Raw genomic sequence first — 19,513 nt, 5'->3', positions numbered from 1 at the left:
TTTATTTATTCAAAAGGGATTCAATTTTATCCAAACGGCTTTCAAGTTTGTCATTGATATTTTTCAAATCACCGTTGGCCTTTCTTAAATCATCAATCATTTTTTGTTGTTCTTTCAAGGCCTCCACCAACACTGGTGTAAGCTTGGCGTAATCTACTGATTTGTATCCTTTTTCGTCGGTAAAGACCATTTCGGGAAAGATTTCCTCTAATTCTTGAGCTATAAAACCGATTTGACGACTATTTGAAAAATTATTTTCTTTAAACTCATCTATACGCCAATCATAATGTAAGCCATTAAGAGTTAAGACTTTACTAAGTGGATTTTCAATTTTAGAAAAATTCTTTTTATAACGAACATCTGAACAAGCTGTGATTGCCCCTGAAGTATTGCAGATGGTTCCCGAAACCCTAAGATTTCCAAAAACATGAAGTTTTTCGGTGGGCGTTCCGTTTCCAATTGCAACATTTCCGAGTGTTCCTAAATCACTGATATAGACATTAGCTCCATCTTTACCTCCTCTAATAAATGTATGCTCGGAAGTAGAATAATTGAAATGAGAAGCATGTGTTGTGCCATTAAATGCAGCAGTACCATTGACACCCGTACCACGTGACACATGCAAAGACGCCGTTGGATTATTATTTCCGATTCCTACATCGCCATCTTTGTCAATTAATACCCTATCAATTTGAGTAATGTTTGTATTTTGAGTGCCACTTGTGGGGGAATTATAAATTCTAATAAGACCTGTAGTTGGGTCCATGCTTATACCCCCTACATATCCATCACTAAGTGGTTTTCGCCCTGCGTTATAGTATCCATTAAAACTTATTCCTGGCCAGTTACTTTCGATTGATACACCCTGCTCTTCATTTCCAAAAATAGCATGCGTATTTCCTATTTTTGAATTTACAGTAAAATTTGTTCTTAGCGAGTTATATCCTACAGACCCAAAAAGTATTTTTTCATCACTAAAAAAATTGACATTAGACTTCACAAAAGACATTGACCCATCCGTATAAAACCTTAAAAAATTATTGGCTCCACTACTTATCGTTAAGTAGTCTTCAGTAAACATATAATTTGAATTAGTACTAAAAATCTTAAATAATGGTGTACTACTTCCTGTATTTAAAAAATTTATTGATGATTGCCCATTAATTGGACCAAATGCGGTAGAAGTACCCAAATTATAAAGATTAATTTCTGAATTTCCAGAGCTAACATTACTGGTTGCATTTCCGAGAAGGTCGAGCCTTGCAGTACCATTTTTTATGATTTTGATATGCTCTGGACTTGATGGAGAAATCGTAATCGACTGCCCAAATGCAAAATTGATTGCAAAAAGAGTAATAATGATGATTTTTTTCATGGAAATAATAAGTTTAGTTGAAAAACATACAAATTTCCGCAAACCATTCATTCTCGTCAATCGAATAAATATATGGTTTTTACCTTCAAGTCAAATCAGAAATTATATGGTTTCTCGTTTATCCAATGAAATCCCCTGGTCATCAATCTAGAATTGCTTGTGTTTTTTCGTAAGAAAATCAGTTCTTTATTTTTAATCATTTCCGATAAACGCAGGGTGTCCTGATGCATTTTGTAAGAAAATTGGAATATGGAGTCTTTCGAGACCACATTGGTAAGCTTTATTTGCTTTTTCAGACTGTCTATTTCGACTGAAAAAGTATTGGTGGTTCCATTGGAATTATAGGCCCTGAGCAAATCGTTGTAAACAAAATTTATCTTTGACCAGCTATTGGTGGAGTCGTTGCTAGAAAAGCTTTTTTCATAATATCCAAAAAGAGCATGTTTTGGTGTATTAAAATCTTGATTATAAGCACTATTGGTCAAATAGGCTATCACAACCAGAGAAAAAAAGATAAAAAGATATTTCACAGAAAGCAGACCGATATTTAAATATAGATTTGAGAATCTGTAGGCTCTCTGGACTTTTAAAGTGACTGGATTTTGCGTAAAAAAGAACCGTATGAGGTCTTTTAGATTGAAGAACAATATATAGGCGGTCGTCAGAAATAAAGTAGTCGAGAAAATTTTGACAGGGACATCATAGAAATAATTAATAGCCATCACGTTTGCAGTGGTCATGATGGTGATAATAGCCCCAAGTGTGGCTGTCCGTCTCCAAAATAACAACGCTGCTAAAAGCTCCGCAATGCCCATAAAAATATTGTATCCTTTAGAAAAGCCCAAAAAAGTCCAGGCTAAACCCATCGGACTAGACTCTCCATAGTTTTGCATCAGTCTGTAAGGGCTTGGATAAGGAAACTGCATTTTCCAGATTTTTATCATTCCGTAGTCTATTAAAGCACTTGCAACATAAAACCTCAGTGCCACCATAAACCAATAATTTAATCGGTCATAATTAGTATTCCTAGTAGAAAATACTCCCCAAATAACTGATCCAACGATTGCCAATATCAATATAAGTAATACAAGAACCCAATTGTAAGTAGTGTCTCCGCTGCCGTTTTCGAACGTTACGATGTCATAAGGCACAATACCCAAGGTTTTGGAAATTAATGGCACCAACCAATGTAGAAATTGCCCAACAAAGGGTAAAAACCTTCCAAAAAAATCTACAAAAATGATTTGCCCAAAAAATAAAGAAATGAATCTAAAACCGATTCGTTGAGCTGCGTTCCAATCGTTTTTCATGGTTATATTATTTTATCGCGAAAAAATATCTTTTTGATTAATATATACTTAATTAAAAATTTCGAATCATACCAGCCTGTCTTTCAAGGCTTTCACCACCGCTTCCGACTTCGAATTGACATGAAGTTTTTTATAAATATTATTAATGTGGCTACGAACCGTACCCATGCTAATGTAGCAATTAGAAGCTATCATTTTGTAAGAGTCGCCGTCAACGAGACATTTCAAAATGTCCAGTTCTCGTTCGGAAAGGTTGTTTTCTGTATTCTTAACGACTTTAGGCTGTGCAAAAAACTCCAAAACCTTTCGTGCAATAGCTGGTGTCATGGGTGAGCCACCGTTATAAATTTCATGTATAGCCTCAATGATTTCGATGATTTTAGATTTTTTAAGCAAATAACCAGAAGCACCAGCTTGTAAAGCACTAAAAAGTTTGTCGCGGTCTTCAAATACTGTCAAAATCAAAATGTTGACATTTTCATATTGCTCTTTTACCAATTTTGTGGCCTCTATGCCATTCATGAGTGGCATATCTACATCCATCAGAATTACGTGAGGAAGGGCATTTTTACAATTCCGAAGAATTTCAATCGGTGATTCATAAGCACCAAGAAATTCAAACTCCTCCGAACTTTGCAGCAAATGAGCCAAACTGGTTCTGAGCGTTAAGTTGTCTTCGTACAATGCTACTTTTATCACGTTTTGGCTCATTTTTTATTGGGACAAAGTGAATACTATTTTTCTAAGAAATCAATCGTATAAATATATGATTTTCTATTTTATTGGTAAAAACAAAGCAACCTCAGTGCCTTTTTCCAGAACACTATTTACCAATAGTCTGGCTCCAATTTTTTCAGCTCTTATTTGCATATTTCTTTGGCCATTTCTAAGGGATTCGGACTCTTTATCAAATCCAATTCCATCATCTGAAACCTTCATAATCAAATCATTATCAATTAAAAGAGCACATATTTGGGCATTTTTACATTCGCTATATTTCAAAAGATTATTGATTGCTTCCTTCAGAATGAGATAAATATCACGACGTTTGGACATATCAATTTTAATATTTTCCAAATTAGTAGAAAAGTCGAATTTGAAGTCTATGTCTTTGGACTCAAAAAGTGGAATAGCATAAGATTTTAATCGGGTTTCAAGATTATAAAACTCATCGTTGTCGGGGTTGATGGTCCAGATGATTTCATCCATTTTCTCGATCACATTCCTAGCATCGTTGCTTACTTGGGTCATGATATCTGGCTTAAAATGTTCCTTTGTTCGTTCTTGAGCAACCAATTCTGATAAAATTGAGATACTACTCAAAGTACTTCCAATCTCATCGTGGAGGTCTGCGGCTATTTGATTCCTAAGTTTTTGTTGACTTTCAAGGCGTTTGTATTTATTCCTATTAATTATGGAAATCACCAAAATGACGGAAATTATTAAAAGTAAAATACCACCGACTAAAATGGCATTTCTTTGGAAAATTGAATTTTTATTAGCCAGCCCTAACAATTTTATATCTGAATCTTGTTTTTCTTTTTCAAGCATGTTGATTTTAATTAGAAGTTTTTTTGAAAAAAGCGAATCATCAATTGCGTTTGCTTTAATTTTATAATCAAGGGCTTTTTGATAGTTTTTAGATAGAGAGTTAATTTCACTTAATATTTCATAATCTTCAAATTGACCATATTCGAACTTGTCTTTCTTATCAATCTCTAACTTTTTGGAAAAATAGTTTTCCGCCAAATAATAGTCCTTTTGGAGAAAGTAATAATATCCCAAACCACCATATACTTGCGATCTTCTAGTATCAATGTTTAGTTTTTCGGCCAGTTCTTTTGATTTTTTCAGATATACATAAGCTTCAGGAAACTTGGATTGGAGTATAAATATTTGAGCATAGCCTGTCCAGGCGTTTATTACTATGGATTTTCTACAATACTTTAATGCAAAAAATTCAGCTTTTTTTAAATGGTGTAATGCTTTGTCAAGGTTTTTTGCAGTTATTAAGTGATTAACAATCTGAAATTCACCCAAAAACCTCATAGTTAAATCAGTATCTAAGTAGGTATATTTCAATAACTTATCGTTCATTGTCAGGGCCTTCGAAACGTCTGTAGTTAAGTAAATATTACTTATACCGATATAAGCTTGTGTAACTGATTCTGTTAAATTATACTTTTCGGTCAAATCAGTAGCTCGGATAAAGTAACTTAAAGCTTTGTCTAAGAGACCATCATGGTAATAGCTGTTTCCAATTCCAGCATAAACTTTCTGAAGAAGGCTTTTTGATAAATTATGTTTATGAATTAACTTTTCAACTCGCTCAAGAGATTCTAAAGAAGCTTTAGATTTACTGTCTCGAAGATAAAGTATGCCGTCATACCAGCATAATCTAGCATAGCCTTCAAAATCACCAATTTTTAGTGCTACTGGTTTTACGATTTTCAAGATAGAGTCTGCTTTTTTTACATTGTCTAATGGATTTACTAAAAACCAAATATAATTTTCAGCATTTTTTATATATGCTTTGTTTTGAGGAGAAGTCTTTAGTTTCATTTCTAATGAATCTGCAACAGACCTACAAAAGCAAATGGAAGGAAAAATCCAAAAAACAATTATTAAGTTTTTGAGGACTTTTGTCATAATTAAAACTTTATTAGTTTAACATAGCTCAACAAAGATAATTAAAAAATCAACTCGTCCACACGCGTACAAAAGTGTTCGATTTCGGACGAAAAAAATGAAATGAAAATTCATAAATACCTGATAAATAAATCACTAAACTATTGGCACAGCATTTGAAACTATTAAAACAGGGTTATGAAAAAACTATTTGTTATAATTGAAGAGGTCTCCTAAAAATATTTTCAAAACTGAATTGGAGACTTTTTCTTTTATTTTTCTCAAAAAACTATGATAAAAAACTACATAAAAATAGCTTTCCGAAATCTGTGGAAAAACAAACTTTTTTCATTCATCAATATATTTGGTTTGGGCCTCGCACTGCCATTTGCCTTGCTCTCTTTATTGCATTTGCAAAGTACATTTGAGTTTGATAATTTCCACAAAGACCCCGAGCGGATTTTCAGAATCATAACCGATGAGCAAAGTAAAGAAGGTGGAAAAACCAGTTATGCTTCTTCACCATTTTTATTAGCCGATAAACTCAGAAATGATTATGCAAGTACAGAATTTGCTACTAAAACCATCAGAGAATTTGGCTGGGAACTCAATAATCGACTAAAAAGCTTTCGTGTAAATCAAATATATGTCGAACCTGATTTTTTCAAAATATTTAATTTCAAATTAGAAAAAGGAGTATATCCAATAGAGCCTAACACCCTAGTTATAAGCCATGAAATTGCTGAAAAGTTCTATAAAAATTCAAATCCCATCGGGCAGATTCTATCTCATCCTACTTATGGTTCTTTTAAAGTAACGGGTGTTTTGATGCCTTTCAAGAAAGAAACGCAGTTTAGAAGTGACGTAATGGTTTCTATGGCTACCTACACAAATAGAAATAAGGAATCAGCGAGTTCAAAGGCGTGGGGAGTATATGAAAGCTACACTTTTGTGAAGTTAAAGCCCAACGTGAAATCGACTTCTTTGGATGTGGCGATTGCTCAAATCGCAAAAAATACCAATCTGAATTTGGCGACTTTAAAGAAAGCAAATGAATTTAGGAAACAAGCACTTTCTGACATTTCGCCAAGTAAGGAGAACCTCCAAAATAATCCTTATGTAGAAAATTGGAGTGATATTTATGTCAATTTTTCTATCCCGCTAATGATTTTGCTTTTAGCGGGCTTTAATTACACCAACCTCACATTGGCCAGATCATTGAATCGTTCCCGAGAAGTCGGCGTCAGAAAAGTAATGGGAGCAGTTAGGTCCCAGCTCGTTTTTCAGTTTATTTGCGAAGCTGTCATTATTGCATTTTTTGCGTTGGCCATTGGCACGCTGATACTTTTGCTCATGAAAGAATATATTCATGTGGAGTGGGTGACCTGGAAAGTAGACAATCCATACATAATCATGGTACTTTTTGGGCTTTTCACATTGTTTTTAGGTATTACAGCAGGAAGTTTGCCAGCATGGGTTTTGTCTAGTTTTCAGCCAGTAAAAGTGCTGAAAGGCTCACTATCTCCAGCTTCGTTTGGTAAGATTAATTTTCGTAAGAGCCTGATTGTTATACAGTTTATTGTTACGTTGGGTTTTGTATTTCAGATTGGCCATATGTATAATCAGTTTAAATACATGGCTACCGAAAATGAGAATTTTAATCGAAAAGGAATCTTCAATTTGGCCATTCCGAACAAAAACTTAAAATTGATTAGCCAAGAAATTTCTGAAAACAAAAACGTAGAAAAAATAGGTTATACTTCCGTGCCATTTGGAGGAGAAACGACCAAACTCGGTATCAGAGCACAAAAACAAGGAGAAAATCAGGCATCTTACTACTATGCCACCGATAATAATTTTATCGAAAACATGCACTTAACTTTTTTAGCAGGTCAAAATTTACCTTTTTCAAGTGCTGATTCGGCTGGAAATTTTGTGGTTATTAATGAAAAAGCAGTAGAAAAACTTCATCTTGGTGGCGTGAATGACGCCCTTGGAAAAACCATTTTTATAAATGAAAACATTGAAGTACAGGTGATTGGTGTGGTAAAAAACTTTTGCCATTTTAATTATCAGTTCGAAATTCAACCTTTAGTTTTTCAATATAATCCCGATATGTTTAAGTCGTTGGTTATTCAAACCGAGGGAAAAACCGACCAAGCAGCGTTCGAAACATTTATTGAGACGCTTTGGAAAAAACAGAATTCTTATGAATCAGTTTCTTTCAGTTGGTTTGAGGATGAAATGTACGAAAGATATTATCCAGCTGAAGACATGAAAATGATGGGAATGGCCTGTTTGGTGATATTGGTGATTGCGGTGATGGGTTTGTTAGGAATGGTTATTTACACTACTGAAAAACGCATAAAAGAAATAGGAATAAGAAAAGTATTGGGTGCATCTGTGATGGAAGTGGTTAAAATACTTTCATGGAGTTTTTTGAAATTATTACTTATAGCTGGATTGATTGCCTTGCCCATTGGTATTTTTGGAGGAATATTCTTCAACGGTATCTTTATTTTCAATAATGGACTGAATTTCAGCCTGATGGTAATATTTTTTACGACTGTTCTTTTGATAGCCATACTTACCATAGCCTATTACAGCATGCGTGCTGCACTTTCAAATCCTGTTAAAAGTTTGAAAGCAGAGTAAAAATTATAATGCCGAAAAACCATTTAAAGTTTATTGCCGTATAACAATTAAACTTCATTTTGTATTTTAGCATACTTTTCAACCCAATTTGTATGAAAAAATACTTAGCTATTCTGTTTATTTCTTGTCTTGGAGCAACAGCACAGTTGCCGCAATTTAACATCCCTGCTGCCAATGCTACCCAAAAGAAAACCTACTGCAATCCCATGGATATCAACTATCAGTACAATTGGGAACAGGTCAACGATAAAATATCTTACCGCAGTGGAGCTGACCCTGTGGTAATCAATCATAATGGCGAATATTACCTTTTTCATACCATCCAGGGTGGCTATTGGCATTCCAAAGATCTTTCAGACTGGCGATATATAAAACCGAGCCGCTGGCCGATGGAAGATATGTGTGCTCCAGCTGCATGGAGCAAAGACGATACTTTGTTTCTTTTTCAATCTACTTTTCAGCAGAGACCCATTTTTTATACCACAGAACCCAAAACTGGCAAACTGGAATTTTATAACCGCTGGTTACCTCAACTCCCTAAAGACGTTGGCCCATGGGATCCTGCTCTTTTTTATGACGAAGACCTGAAAGAATGGTATATGTATTGGGGTTCCTCAAATACCTACCCCTTGTTTGGAGCTCAGCTTGATAAAGACAAAAAACTGACCTATAAAGGGGACTATAAGCCATTCATATACCTCGACCCCGTAAATCATGGTTGGGAACGCTTCGGACAAGACCATAAATCCGACATTACACCTTTCACCGAGGGAGCTTGGATGACCAAACACAATGGCAAGTATTATTTGCAATATGGTGCACCCGGGACAGAGTACAACGTATACGCCAATGGTACTTATGTGGGTGACCACCCGCTCGGGCCGTTCAAATATGCACCTTACAATCCAATTTCGTACAAACCTGGCGGCTTTATGCAAGGAATGGGCCATGGATGTACTTTCAAAGACAACTATGGAAATTACTGGAACATGGGTACACCATGGATAGCCGTAAACTGGAATTTTGAGCGTAGAATAGAGATGGTGCCAACGGCATTTGATAAAGACGGACAGATGTTTGCCAATACCCGTTTCGCAGATTTTCCGCACAAATTGCCAACAAAAAAATTGACTGATAAAGACGAGCTTTTTACGGGTTGGATGCTGCTTTCTTACAAAAAACCGACAATGACTTCTTCTCAAAAAGAGGATAAATTTAGCTCGAATTTGGTTACAGACGAAAACCCAAGAACTTTCTGGGTGGCCAATACCAACATTGCCAAAGAATGGTTGACCATAGATTTAGAAAAAGCCTGCACAGTGAATGCTTTGCAAATCAACTATACGGATTATAAGTCAGATATTTACGATTCTTCTCTCCCAAAAGTATTCATTCAATACAGAATTTATAGTTCTTTGGATGGCAAAAATTGGACAAAAATTGAAGATAATTCTAACGAAAAACGTGACCGCCCAAATGCCTATATCGAATTGCCAAAAGCCGTAAAGGCGAGATACATCAAATTTGAGAATGTGCATGTTCCGATGCCAAATTTGGCCGTGAGCGATATTAGAGTTTTTGGCAATGGCGGAGGTAGTGCCCCCGAAACACCAAAAAATCTAGAAGCCAAACGTGACAAAGACGAACGCAACGCCTTCATTAAATGGGAGAAAGTACCAGGAGCAGTAGGTTATAACATCTTGTGGGGTATAGCACCCGATAAACTCTACCAAACCTACCAAATTTGGGCCGACGAACCTTCTGAAAAAGAAATCCGAGCCCTAAACGTAGGTGTGAAATACTATTTCGCCATCGAATCTTTTAATGAAAATGGAGTGAGTAAAGTTAGTGAGGTGAAGGGAGGGATTTGAAAGTGAGGTAATTAATCTCACTTTCAAATTATCACAACTGTGAATACTTCAAAGGCTTCAAAAACACCCTGTAAATATTAGAAACTGAGTTCGCGTATTCTGGTAGTTTTGAGATACGTTTCCATTCTGGGTGATCCGAGAATTTCTTCCAGTTGGCATCACGCTCAGCCAAATCTTTGAAGGCAAGCATATAAGTGAGGCAAGGCATTTGAGGGCCAGCAATTTTTTCGCCAAACATTACCGAATGCAGACCAGTTTCTTTGAAAATCTGTAACTCACCTTCATTAAACATTTTTATTTTTCTTTGATAAGCATCTTCTATGTAGCCTTCGTATGTACGGACTTCAAATACCATTGAACCAACTTCAGGTTTTACGAGCTGAGGAATTCCAGAAAAAGCATTGAAAAAAGAAGTTTCGTATCTACTAAAAGGGACTTTATCTTGTGCTATTAAATTATAATCAGCAGAATTCTCGGCGAAAGTTTTATCAGAACTAACAGCCTTGGTTACCTTTTCGTAAGCAGACATGCTTTCATAAGGTATCAATAAATAAATTTTAGCAGGATTATCTTGGCTCCACTCTTCAAATGCACCAATGTTTTTTACACCTTGTCTGTTTAAAGCAGGCAGTAGCGACTTTTCGAGGTAATTGTGTAAACCAGAAGATGGGCTACCGAATTTCATGGTATAGACCCGCATTTCATAAAATTCGCGTTGGGCAGAAACAGAAAAGGAGAGGATAGAAAATAGAAACAAAAATAGTATTTTTTTCATTATTGAATAGTTTGAATAAGTTTGTCGTAAAAGTATTAATTTTTTAATAAACAGAATGTTTTATTTGTTACATAAGAATTGAAAGTGATGGTTTCTTTTGCATTCTTGCCCAAAAATTCGGAACATTGCGGCACAATTTTGAATCTTTATAAATGAGTTTAGTTAAAAAATTAGCAGGTGACACGGTGCTTTATGGAATGAGTAGCATCGTTGGGCGACTGCTAAACTGGCTTCTGGTGATTGTGCATACACGTGTTTTTGTACAGCCCGAACTCCTCACTGAAAACGCCCAGCTCTACACTTACGTGATTCCGCTGAACATACTTTTTACTTTTGGTATGGAGACGGCTTTTTTTAGATTTGGCTCTAAAAAAGAGGACCAAGCCGAGTATTTTAACCTTATTCTGAGTTTTATTATTGTTCTCAGTGGCGTACTTTCTTTGGGATTGATTTTGGGAGCAACCCCTTTGGTGAATGCCATGCGTTTTCAAGGAAAAGAACGCTTGGTTGTCATGTTGGCCATTATTATCGCCATTGATGCCATTTGTGCAATAGCCTTTGTAAAACTTCGGGCTCAAAATAAAGCCAAGCGTTTTGTCGGGATTAAAATCACCAACATTGCCATTAATATTTTCCTCAATGCCTTTTATCTGATTTTTTGCAATAATATTCTCAAAGACAAATTCCTTCCCAATCTCAAGCCTTTTGCAGCGTTTGCTTACAATGTCAATATCGGCCCCGACTATATCATTTGGGCCAATTATGTGGCAAGTATGATTACGCTTGGTTTATTATGGAAAGAATTTGTGGGTTTTAAATTCACTATAAATTGGCCAAAGTTGAAAGGAGTTTTGGTGTATGCTTATCCACTCATGATTATGGGTCTTGCAGGAGCAATCAATCTTACAGCTGACCGACTAATGTTCAGGGAGTTGCTTCCAATAGGTTTCTATCCAGACTTCCCCGAGCCCGACCAAGCATTTAGTATTTACTCACAAGTCTATAAATTATCCATTTTTATGACGCTAGTGGTTCAGGCGTATCGTTATGCCGCCGATCCCTTGTTTTTCTCAAAAATGGGCGAAAAAAACTCACCGAATTTGATAGCACTCAGCACCAAATGGTTTACCATAGCCTGTATAATTCTTTGGGTAGGTGTAAGTCTAAACCTTGACTGGATTGGCCTATTAATAGGAGAAAATTATCGTTCAGGACTTTACATTGTGCCCATTTTACTTTTAGCCAACTTATTTATAGGTGTTTATGGTAATACTTCTATTTGGTTTAAACTCGTGGATAAGACTAAATTTGGCACTTACCTTACCATTGGAGCCATGATTTTGACCATTATTCTCAACATACTACTTATACCTAGGCTTGGATACCTGGGGTGTGCCATTACGTTCACTATTTCGTCATTATTTATGGTAGTAGCTTGCTATATTTTGGGCCAAAAGTATTATCCTATTCCTTATGAATTGAAAGAAATTTCCATTTATCTACTCGGTGCAGGGTTAATCATTTTGGCAAATACTCAAATACATATCAGTAATTTTTGGGTATCAATACCCTATCACATGCTACTCACTTTTCTGTTTATTGGCGTAGTTTATTGGCATGAGTTTAAGGTGAAGGAAAATCCAGATTTGCTAAAAAAGGCTTTATAATCCGGCTTTGATTTTTCCAGCAATTTCGGCTAATTCCTCTTGCGAAATCTTGATTTTAGAGTTGAAATTCATGTCATTCATGCTGTTCATCGGTATTAAATGCACGTGTGCATGAGGTACTTCCAAACCTATAACTGCCACACCCACTCTTTTGCAAGGAACAGCCTTTCTTATGGCCGGTTCTAAAGACTTTGCAAAAGCCATCAATCCCAAATATAGCTCATCAGAAAGGTCAAAAAGATAGTCCACTTCCTTCTTAGGTACTACCAAAGTATGTCCTGGAGCACATGGGAATACATCTAAAAACGCAAAGAAATCTTCTGTTTCTGCTATTTTGTGGCAAGGAATCTCGCCATTGATTATTTTCGTGAATATGGAGGCCATGAGTCTGAAATTTTTTATGCAATTTTAGCCTATATTTCATTCCCTAACAAGATAATTCACTATTTAAATATGTTTAGAATAGCGACTTTTTGTATTTACCTCCTTTTCATTTCCTGCGAGAAATCGTCAGCGATCATTAATACTTCTCATGATTCCAATCCTCAAATAATTCCCCTCGGTGGAAACGCTTGGGCCACAAATGGAGCCAAAATAACCGAAAATGGCTTAGAAAACTGGACAAGGGCTGATCAAATTTGTAAAGTATATTTCAAAGTCAATAAAATTGGTAATCTGAAAGTATCGCTATTTTCAAATGCCAAAAATAGCAAGATTCAAATCTCTATTGCTGGAGTTAACAAAAGTATAAACTTCACTGGAGAATCTGAAACCATGGCTGGGGAATGGGAAATAAATAAACAAGGCTATGTTGAACTTGAATTGAAAGGCATTGATAAACAAGGCCTTAGTTTTGCTGAAATTTCTGCTATAGGGGTAAGTGGCTCTTGTATAAATTTGGAAACTTCCTTCGTGAAAAACAATGAGGGCAATTACTTTTATTGGGGAAGACGTGGACCATCTGTTCATCTCAATTATAACACCGATGGATTGGAAAATATCGAATGGTTTTATTCTGAAATCACAGTTCCTGAAAAGAATGATGTGATGGGTTCTTATTACATGGCAAATGGATTTAAGGAGGGATATTTCGGCATGCAGGTAAATTCTGAAACCGAAAGGAGAGTCTTGTTCTCTATTTGGAGTCCCTTTACTACAGATGACCCCACTAAAGTTCCAAACGACCAAAAAATATTATTACTCAAAAAAGGAGACAATGTGTACACTGGGGAGTTTGGCAACGAAGGAGCAGGAGGCCAAAGCTATTTGAAATTTAATTGGAAAACTGGAAATACTTATAAGTTTTTGGTTGGAGCAGAACCTGCTGGAGAAGGACATACGACATATTCTGCTTACTTTTTTGCTCCAGAAGAAGGTAAATGGAGGCTTGTGGCCAGTTTTAATAGACCCAAAACAAATACCTATTTGAAAAGTCTCTATTCTTTTCTTGAAAATTTTACACCAGAAACTGGAAACTTAACTCGCCAAGCATATTTTGGCAACCAATGGGCTTTCGAAAAGCAAAAAGGTTGGGTAGAGATCAACAAAATTGTATTTTCAGCTGATGCAACAGCTAGAATAGGTTATAGAAAGGATTATGCAGGCGGTAGGAGTGGGGAGGGGTTTTTCCTAAAAAATTGTGGTTTTTTTGATGAAAACACAATGATTAAAACCCCTTTCGAAAGAGAAATTAAAAACAAAATGCCCCAAATTAATTTTTCAATACTTCCTTAAGGTTTTTGTGAAGAATGTGATTGATTATTTTATAAGAAAGTTGCTTAAGTCTAAAAGTATAATAGCCCTGATACGATGGATAAGAAGCGATACTAATGATTGTCAATTATTTTGAATAGCTAACAGATCATGGATATAAATATAAAACTCTCTGCTTTGCAGAGAGTTTTATATTCTTTTATCTTATAATGATATTTGATTTATTTCTATAATCTGGTTTGGGTAGATACCAGTCTTTGTATTTTGTTCCTCCACTTTCGGCCCAAGCTGTAAAGTACAAGTACCCACTTGTTATCTCTTTTTTCTCTTCCATGTACTCGAAACTCGTTGGAACTTGGATAGCCCATGGTAAATTGTTGAAATTTTTGTAATAGGTATTCGTCACCGGATTCGATTTATCATGAGAAGTTCCAAATAAACCCATTTTTGCCAAGCTGGTAGGAGGGTAGTTTTGTAAATGAACTTCCCAGCCTCGCTGCTGGTTTGTGAAAATGAATGGGTTGTAAGGAGCTACTCCAATAGTACTTTGGGTCTGTGGACCGTTTAGTTCAATTTTAACTACCAAAGTGTCTGCTTTTGAATAGGGCTGATTTTGTAAAGTGTTAATAAATTCCGAGCCTACTCTTTTGATATTATCAAATACATTGTCAAAAGGTATAATTACAGCTTTGCTTTGGCCAGCTTCAGTACCGTTGGCATATAGTTTTATCATATTATTCTTTAAAACACTGCCAGTAACTTTTTTTATCACGTCAGGAGAAGCATTTAACTGAAAACCAAACCCATTTTTAAATGATGCTCCAACGGCTTTAATGACAGACCTTTGATAGATATCTACAATTTTGTTTTGGGTATTGTATACTTCCTCAATTTGGTAGTCTAAAACAAGGTCATTGAAGTCGTAGTCGCCTTTTGAAGGCCACAAATCCTCAAATATTAATGTAGAAAATTCTTTTTTTGATGGCGTGAATGACCTAAAGGCTCTTTCTGGATCCTTCGGGAATTCGTCTCTTGTGTCGCCAGCTCCATCGCCATCGGTGTCGATATTTATGTCCATTTTTGGGATATTTGGATCTTCGATGGACACTACTGGATTACAATTAACTGTAAAAACAGCATCATTGAAGTCATGATCACTACCCTCATTGTCACGGCGAATATCCTCAATAGAAAGTAGAAAATTATTAGATTTTGAATCATCTAAGAGGATAAAATGTCTGTTGATTTCTTTGTTCTTGAGGTTAAGATTTGAATGGCTAAATAAAGGATAATTACCGCTACCTACCGTATTTCCATCATATGCATTATATAATAAGAAAAATCCAATGGAAGTGCCAGCCTCAAAGGTGCCAATTTTTACCTTATTTCCCGAGATCAATCCCCCACCTGACCCAGCGTAAGAGACGTTTGGAAAGATAATGGTAGCTTCTTTGATCTCATCTGTGGTGGTTGGAGGGTTTTTAGCATCAAAAGTATAAAATCCCATTGTATTTTTATATCCCGCTCCTTCATGGACAAACGTCACCCAAACATCCGAACGCTCTTTTACAGTTAAAGTCGTGGGTCTATTTTCTTTTAAATAATCTGGATGTGTAAATGGCAGTGGTTTAGCACCTTCAGGAAGACTGGTTGAGATATCTAATAAAAAAGACGAACTAATGTTGTCATTAACAGGTAAAAGATAGGAAGGAACGCCCGAAGAATTCCATGTTCCTAGGGTTTTCATTGTTGGCATCTCAGTTTCGCCTGTAAAATCGCCAACTCTCATGCCTCTAGTTTCCTCTTCTATTACTAAGCCAGTTGCGGGCTTCGTACCACCGATAGTGAAAAATACTTCCTTGTTTTCAATTTTCATGGTAACATTTCCAGGAATTCCTATCAAATCAGTCTTAAAACTCAGTTTCTCAACGTGGTTGCCAAGTTGTTTTTGTGTTTCAAAATACCCAGCAGCATTGGTAATGGCTTTAAACAAAATTTCTCCATTGGGTTCTGCTACTATTGAAAAAGGTATGTTGCTCATTGGTTTATCCTGACCATTGAGAACCTTTATTTTAATGGTAGTGACACTGGAGGTTTTAAAATCAAAAGATTCTGGAACTTTAGTTTTTTCAATACCGCTGGTTGTTTCCAACTTTGGTTCTGGAAGATTGTCTACAGTAGGCAGACAGCTAGTTAATCCAATAGTAGCTATTGAATAAATGATTATTCTTTTTTTCATGTTAAGGTTTTTTGTTACTATGAATGTTGGGAAAATTGTGCCAAGGTTGTAAGGGTCTGATAATCAGCACTCTGCCAGTATTTTAAATTGGAATAATTCCAAAAAATGGAATATATTGTAATTTATGGAAAAAAATACCTTTTTTTTGGGTTTAAGATTCAAAAAAAGGATTTGGAATTTAATCGATAAAATCTATTTCTTCATTACTTGTGTCATTTAGCCAATAAATAACCCAGAACACTAAAATAACAAATGAAGATGCTATGAATAGAAGGTATTAAGGAAGATTTAAAACATAAACATTGACTATCAATAGAGAAAAAAGATGACGCAGTTAATGAAAATAGTGATGTTGTAGGTCTTTCTCGTTCGTTCGTGCCGAATTGGCCAAAGAAATATAGAAAATCATACATATAAACATAAAATAATCGATGTAGACATACCACAGAGCAAAATTATGGAGGTCTATGAATCCTTTTTGCCAAGCAATCTAGTTAAGCTAGTCTAGTTTTCGTTTTGTGCAATTTTATTCCATTTGATTGCTTGGGTCAATACTATTTTCTGATTAGAATTTTAAATGCTTTTTCCGAGATATCGATCATCATATCCAAGAATATCGCCTTTTATTAGCTTGCTCAACTTACTTTTCAAGTTCTTTCTTTTGCTTGAAAAGCAAAAGTTCCCACAGCTCAAATTCTAATATTTTTTATTCTTTTGATTTGGGCATCCTTTGAGTTGATTTATTTTACCAATCAATGTTACCATATTTTCGCAACCAACTAGTAACTGTGGAATGAGATGGAATCCCATATTTTTGAGTTGCTGATTTTATGTCCAATTCCCCATTTTCAACCTCCTGAATACTGGCTATTTTAAAAGCATAGTTGTAATCTTTCTGTGTATGCTGGACATACTTGTTATCATTTGTATGTTTTTATTACTACTAATTTTTAAGGCTATTTCAAGACGGGACAATAGGTATAAATAAAAAACTCTCTGCTTTGCAGAGAGTTTTTTATTTATTTAATGAAGATTTTTGATGTATTCCTATAATTTGGTTTGGGTAGATACCAGTCGTTGAATAATGTCCCTCCACTTTCGGCCCATGCTCTAAAGTTTAAGTAGCCACTTGTTATCTCTTGTTTCTCGACGGTGTACTCGAAACTAGTAGGTACTTGCATGGCCCATGGTAGATTTTTGAAATTTTTGTAATAGGTATTCGTCACTGGATTTGATTTGTCATGAGAAGTTCCAAATAAACTCATGTTTGCCAAACTGGTAGGCGGGTAGTTTTGCAAATGAACTTCTCGGCCTCGTACTTGATTTGTGAAAATAAATTGATTGTAAGGAGCTACTCCAACAGTACTTTGGGTCTGTGGATTGTTTAGTTCAATTTTAACAACCAAAGTGTCTGCCTTTGAGTATGGTTGATTTTGAACTGTATTAAGATACTCCGAGCCTACCCTTTTGATGTTGTCAAACACGTTGTCAAAAGGTATAATTACAGCTTTGTTTTGGCCAGCCTCAGTACCGTTGGCATTTAGTGTTATAATATTATTTCTTAAAACACTGCCAGTAACTCTTTTTATCAATGAAGGAGAGGCATTTAGCTGAAATCCAAACCCATTTTTAAATGATGCTCCAACGGCTTTGATAACAGACCTATGATAGATGTCTATAATTTTGTTTTGGGTATTGTATACTTCCTCTATTTGGTAGTCTATAACAAGGTCATTGAAGTCGTAATCGCCTTTTGCAGGCCATAAATCCTCAAATATTAATGTAGAAAATGCTGTTTTTGATGGGGTATATGATCTAAAGGCTCTTTCGGGATCGTTCGGAAATTCGTCTCTTGTGTCGCCCGCTCCATCTCCATCAGTGTCGACATTGGTGTCCATTTTCGGAATATTTGGATCTTGGATGGCTACTACTGGATTAGAACTAACTGTAAAAACGGCATCATTGAAGTCATTATCACAACCTGAATTGTCACGACGTATATCTTCAACAGACAACAGGATGTTATTAGATTTTGAATCATCTAAGAGGATAAAATGTCTTTTTATAGCAGAGTTGGTTTCAGGATTTAGATTTGAATGGCTAAATAAAGGATAAAGTCCGCTACCTACGGTTGTTCCACTATAGGCATTAGATAATAAGAAAAATCCAATGGAAGTGCCAGCATCGAAGGTGCCAATTTTTACTTTATTTCCTGATACCAATCCTCCACCTGACCCAGCGTATGAAACGTTTGGAAAGATGATGGTCGGATTTGTGACCTGATCTGTGGTGGTTGGTGGATTTTGAGCATCAAAAGTATAAAATCCCAAGGTATTTTTATATCCCGCTCCTTCATGAACGAACGTCACCCATACATCCGCACGCTCTTTTACAGTTAATGTTGTAGGTCTGTTTTCTTGTAAATATTCTGGATGTGTGACCGGTAATGGATTGGCACCTTCAGGTAGACTTGTGGTGATATCTAACAAAAATGAAGAACTAATGTTATCATTAACAGGTAAAAGATAGGAAGGAACACCCGATGAATTCCACGTTCCTAAGGTTTTTAAAGTTGGCAAAGCGGTTATGCCTGTAAAATCGCCAACTCTCAAGGCTCTAGTTTCATCTTCTTCTATTACTAAACCAGTTGTGGGCTTAGTTCCTCCAATTGTGAAAAATACTTCTTTGTTTTCAATTTTCATGGTAATATTTCCAGGAATTCCTATCAAATCAGTCTTAAAGCTCAGCTTCTCAACATGGTTGCCAAGTTGTTTTTGAGTTTCAAAATACCCCGAAGCATTGGTAATGGCTTTAAATAAAATTTCTCCATCTGGCTCTGTTACGATTGAAAAAGGTATATTGCTCATAGGTTTATCCTGACCATTGAGAACCTTTATTTTAATGGTAGTGACACTGGAGGTTTTAAAATCAAAAGATTCTGGAACTTTAATTTTTTCAATTTCGCTGGTTACATCGGTACTGCTTTCCACCAGATTGTCGGGAATCGGAAGGCAACTTGATATTCCTATTAGGCTTAGAGAGTAAAGTAAAATTTTCTTGTACATATTTTATGTTTTTATTCTTTGAAAAACTAAGTAAAATGGTGCCAAAAGTATAAATGTTTGATTATTAAGATTTTACAAATAAATCAATATTGGAAATTTTCCAAAAAATGGAATTCGACCTATTGCTTGGAAAAAAACATAGATTTTACTTTATCATTTGCTTTATTTTGGGTGGTGATTTGCAGAAATTTTATATTGAAATCTAGGTTTCCAAT

The 19,513-nt window shown here is 35.6% G+C and carries 12 protein-coding genes; 4 read left to right on the top strand and 8 right to left on the bottom strand.

What is annotated here, in order from left to right:
- Position 1: 1 nt before the first annotated feature.
- The 4 genes from EGI24_RS20590 to EGI24_RS20575 form a co-directional block, all read right to left on the bottom strand.
- Positions 2–1,375 (bottom strand): tail fiber domain-containing protein, encoded by a 1,374-nt coding sequence (locus EGI24_RS20590; RefSeq protein WP_255050518.1) that lies wholly within the window; start codon positions 1,373–1,375, stop codon positions 2–4.
- A 95-nt stretch (positions 1,376–1,470) separates the two neighbouring features.
- The gene (locus EGI24_RS20585) at positions 1,471–2,685 is read right to left on the bottom strand and encodes a hypothetical protein (protein WP_255050517.1); all 1,215 of its coding nucleotides are present in this window, start codon (positions 2,683–2,685) and stop codon (positions 1,471–1,473) included.
- 66 nt (positions 2,686–2,751) lie between these two features.
- Positions 2,752–3,396 carry a response regulator transcription factor gene (locus EGI24_RS20580; RefSeq protein WP_255050516.1) on the bottom strand — a complete coding sequence of 215 codons (645 nt, stop codon included), beginning with the start codon at positions 3,394–3,396 and terminating at the stop codon, positions 2,752–2,754.
- Positions 3,397–3,459: 63 nt separating this feature from the next.
- The gene (locus EGI24_RS20575; RefSeq protein ID WP_255050515.1) at positions 3,460–5,247 is read right to left on the bottom strand and encodes a tetratricopeptide repeat-containing sensor histidine kinase; all 1,788 of its coding nucleotides are present in this window, start codon (positions 5,245–5,247) and stop codon (positions 3,460–3,462) included.
- Between the two features lie 357 nt (positions 5,248–5,604).
- Between EGI24_RS20575 and EGI24_RS20570 the strand changes: the two genes are divergently transcribed.
- Complete coding sequence (locus tag EGI24_RS20570) at positions 5,605–7,968, top strand: ABC transporter permease (protein WP_255050514.1); 2,364 nt, start codon at positions 5,605–5,607, stop codon at positions 7,966–7,968.
- A gap of 92 nt (positions 7,969–8,060) precedes the next feature.
- Entirely contained in the window at positions 8,061–9,839 is a 1,779-nt protein-coding gene (locus tag EGI24_RS20565; protein WP_255050513.1) for a family 43 glycosylhydrolase, read from the top strand.
- A gap of 31 nt (positions 9,840–9,870) precedes the next feature.
- Here the strand turns inward: EGI24_RS20565 and EGI24_RS20560 are convergent, their stop codons facing one another.
- Complete coding sequence (locus EGI24_RS20560; RefSeq protein ID WP_255050511.1) at positions 9,871–10,614, bottom strand: NIPSNAP family protein; 744 nt, start codon at positions 10,612–10,614, stop codon at positions 9,871–9,873.
- Between the two features lie 152 nt (positions 10,615–10,766).
- Here EGI24_RS20560 and EGI24_RS20555 point away from each other — a divergent pair, with 152 nt between their 5' ends.
- Positions 10,767–12,281: a lipopolysaccharide biosynthesis protein gene (locus tag EGI24_RS20555; protein ID WP_255050510.1), complete on the top strand. Its 1,515-nt coding sequence runs from the start codon at positions 10,767–10,769 to the stop codon at positions 12,279–12,281.
- Here the strand turns inward: EGI24_RS20555 and EGI24_RS20550 are convergent.
- A complete protein-coding gene (locus tag EGI24_RS20550) occupies positions 12,276–12,665 on the bottom strand; it encodes an HIT family protein (RefSeq protein ID WP_255050509.1) in 390 nt (129 codons plus the stop codon). The genes EGI24_RS20555 and EGI24_RS20550 overlap by 6 nt on opposite strands.
- 69 nt (positions 12,666–12,734) lie before the next feature.
- Between EGI24_RS20550 and EGI24_RS20545 the strand changes: the two genes are divergently transcribed.
- A complete protein-coding gene (locus EGI24_RS20545) occupies positions 12,735–14,015 on the top strand; it encodes a DUF3472 domain-containing protein (protein ID WP_255050508.1) in 1,281 nt (426 codons plus the stop codon).
- Positions 14,016–14,193: 178 nt separating this feature from the next.
- Here the strand turns inward: EGI24_RS20545 and EGI24_RS20540 are convergent, their stop codons facing one another.
- Together EGI24_RS20540 and EGI24_RS20535 are read right to left on the bottom strand one after the other, a co-directional pair.
- Positions 14,194–16,233 carry an LruC domain-containing protein gene (locus tag EGI24_RS20540; protein WP_255050507.1) on the bottom strand — a complete coding sequence of 680 codons (2,040 nt, stop codon included), beginning with the start codon at positions 16,231–16,233 and terminating at the stop codon, positions 14,194–14,196.
- A gap of 1,019 nt (positions 16,234–17,252) precedes the next feature.
- Positions 17,253–19,298, bottom strand: coding sequence for an LruC domain-containing protein (locus tag EGI24_RS20535; RefSeq protein WP_255050506.1), 2,046 nt, complete (start codon positions 19,296–19,298; stop codon positions 17,253–17,255).
- Positions 19,299–19,513: the final 215 nt, after the last annotated feature.

The sequence above is a fragment of the Lacihabitans sp. CS3-21 genome, from assembly GCF_024343675.1.
In the GTDB taxonomy this organism is placed as follows: domain Bacteria; phylum Bacteroidota; class Bacteroidia; order Cytophagales; family Spirosomataceae; genus Leadbetterella.
The sequence above is the reverse complement of the archived record's forward strand: the minus strand, read 5'-3'. Positions and strand labels throughout refer to the sequence as shown.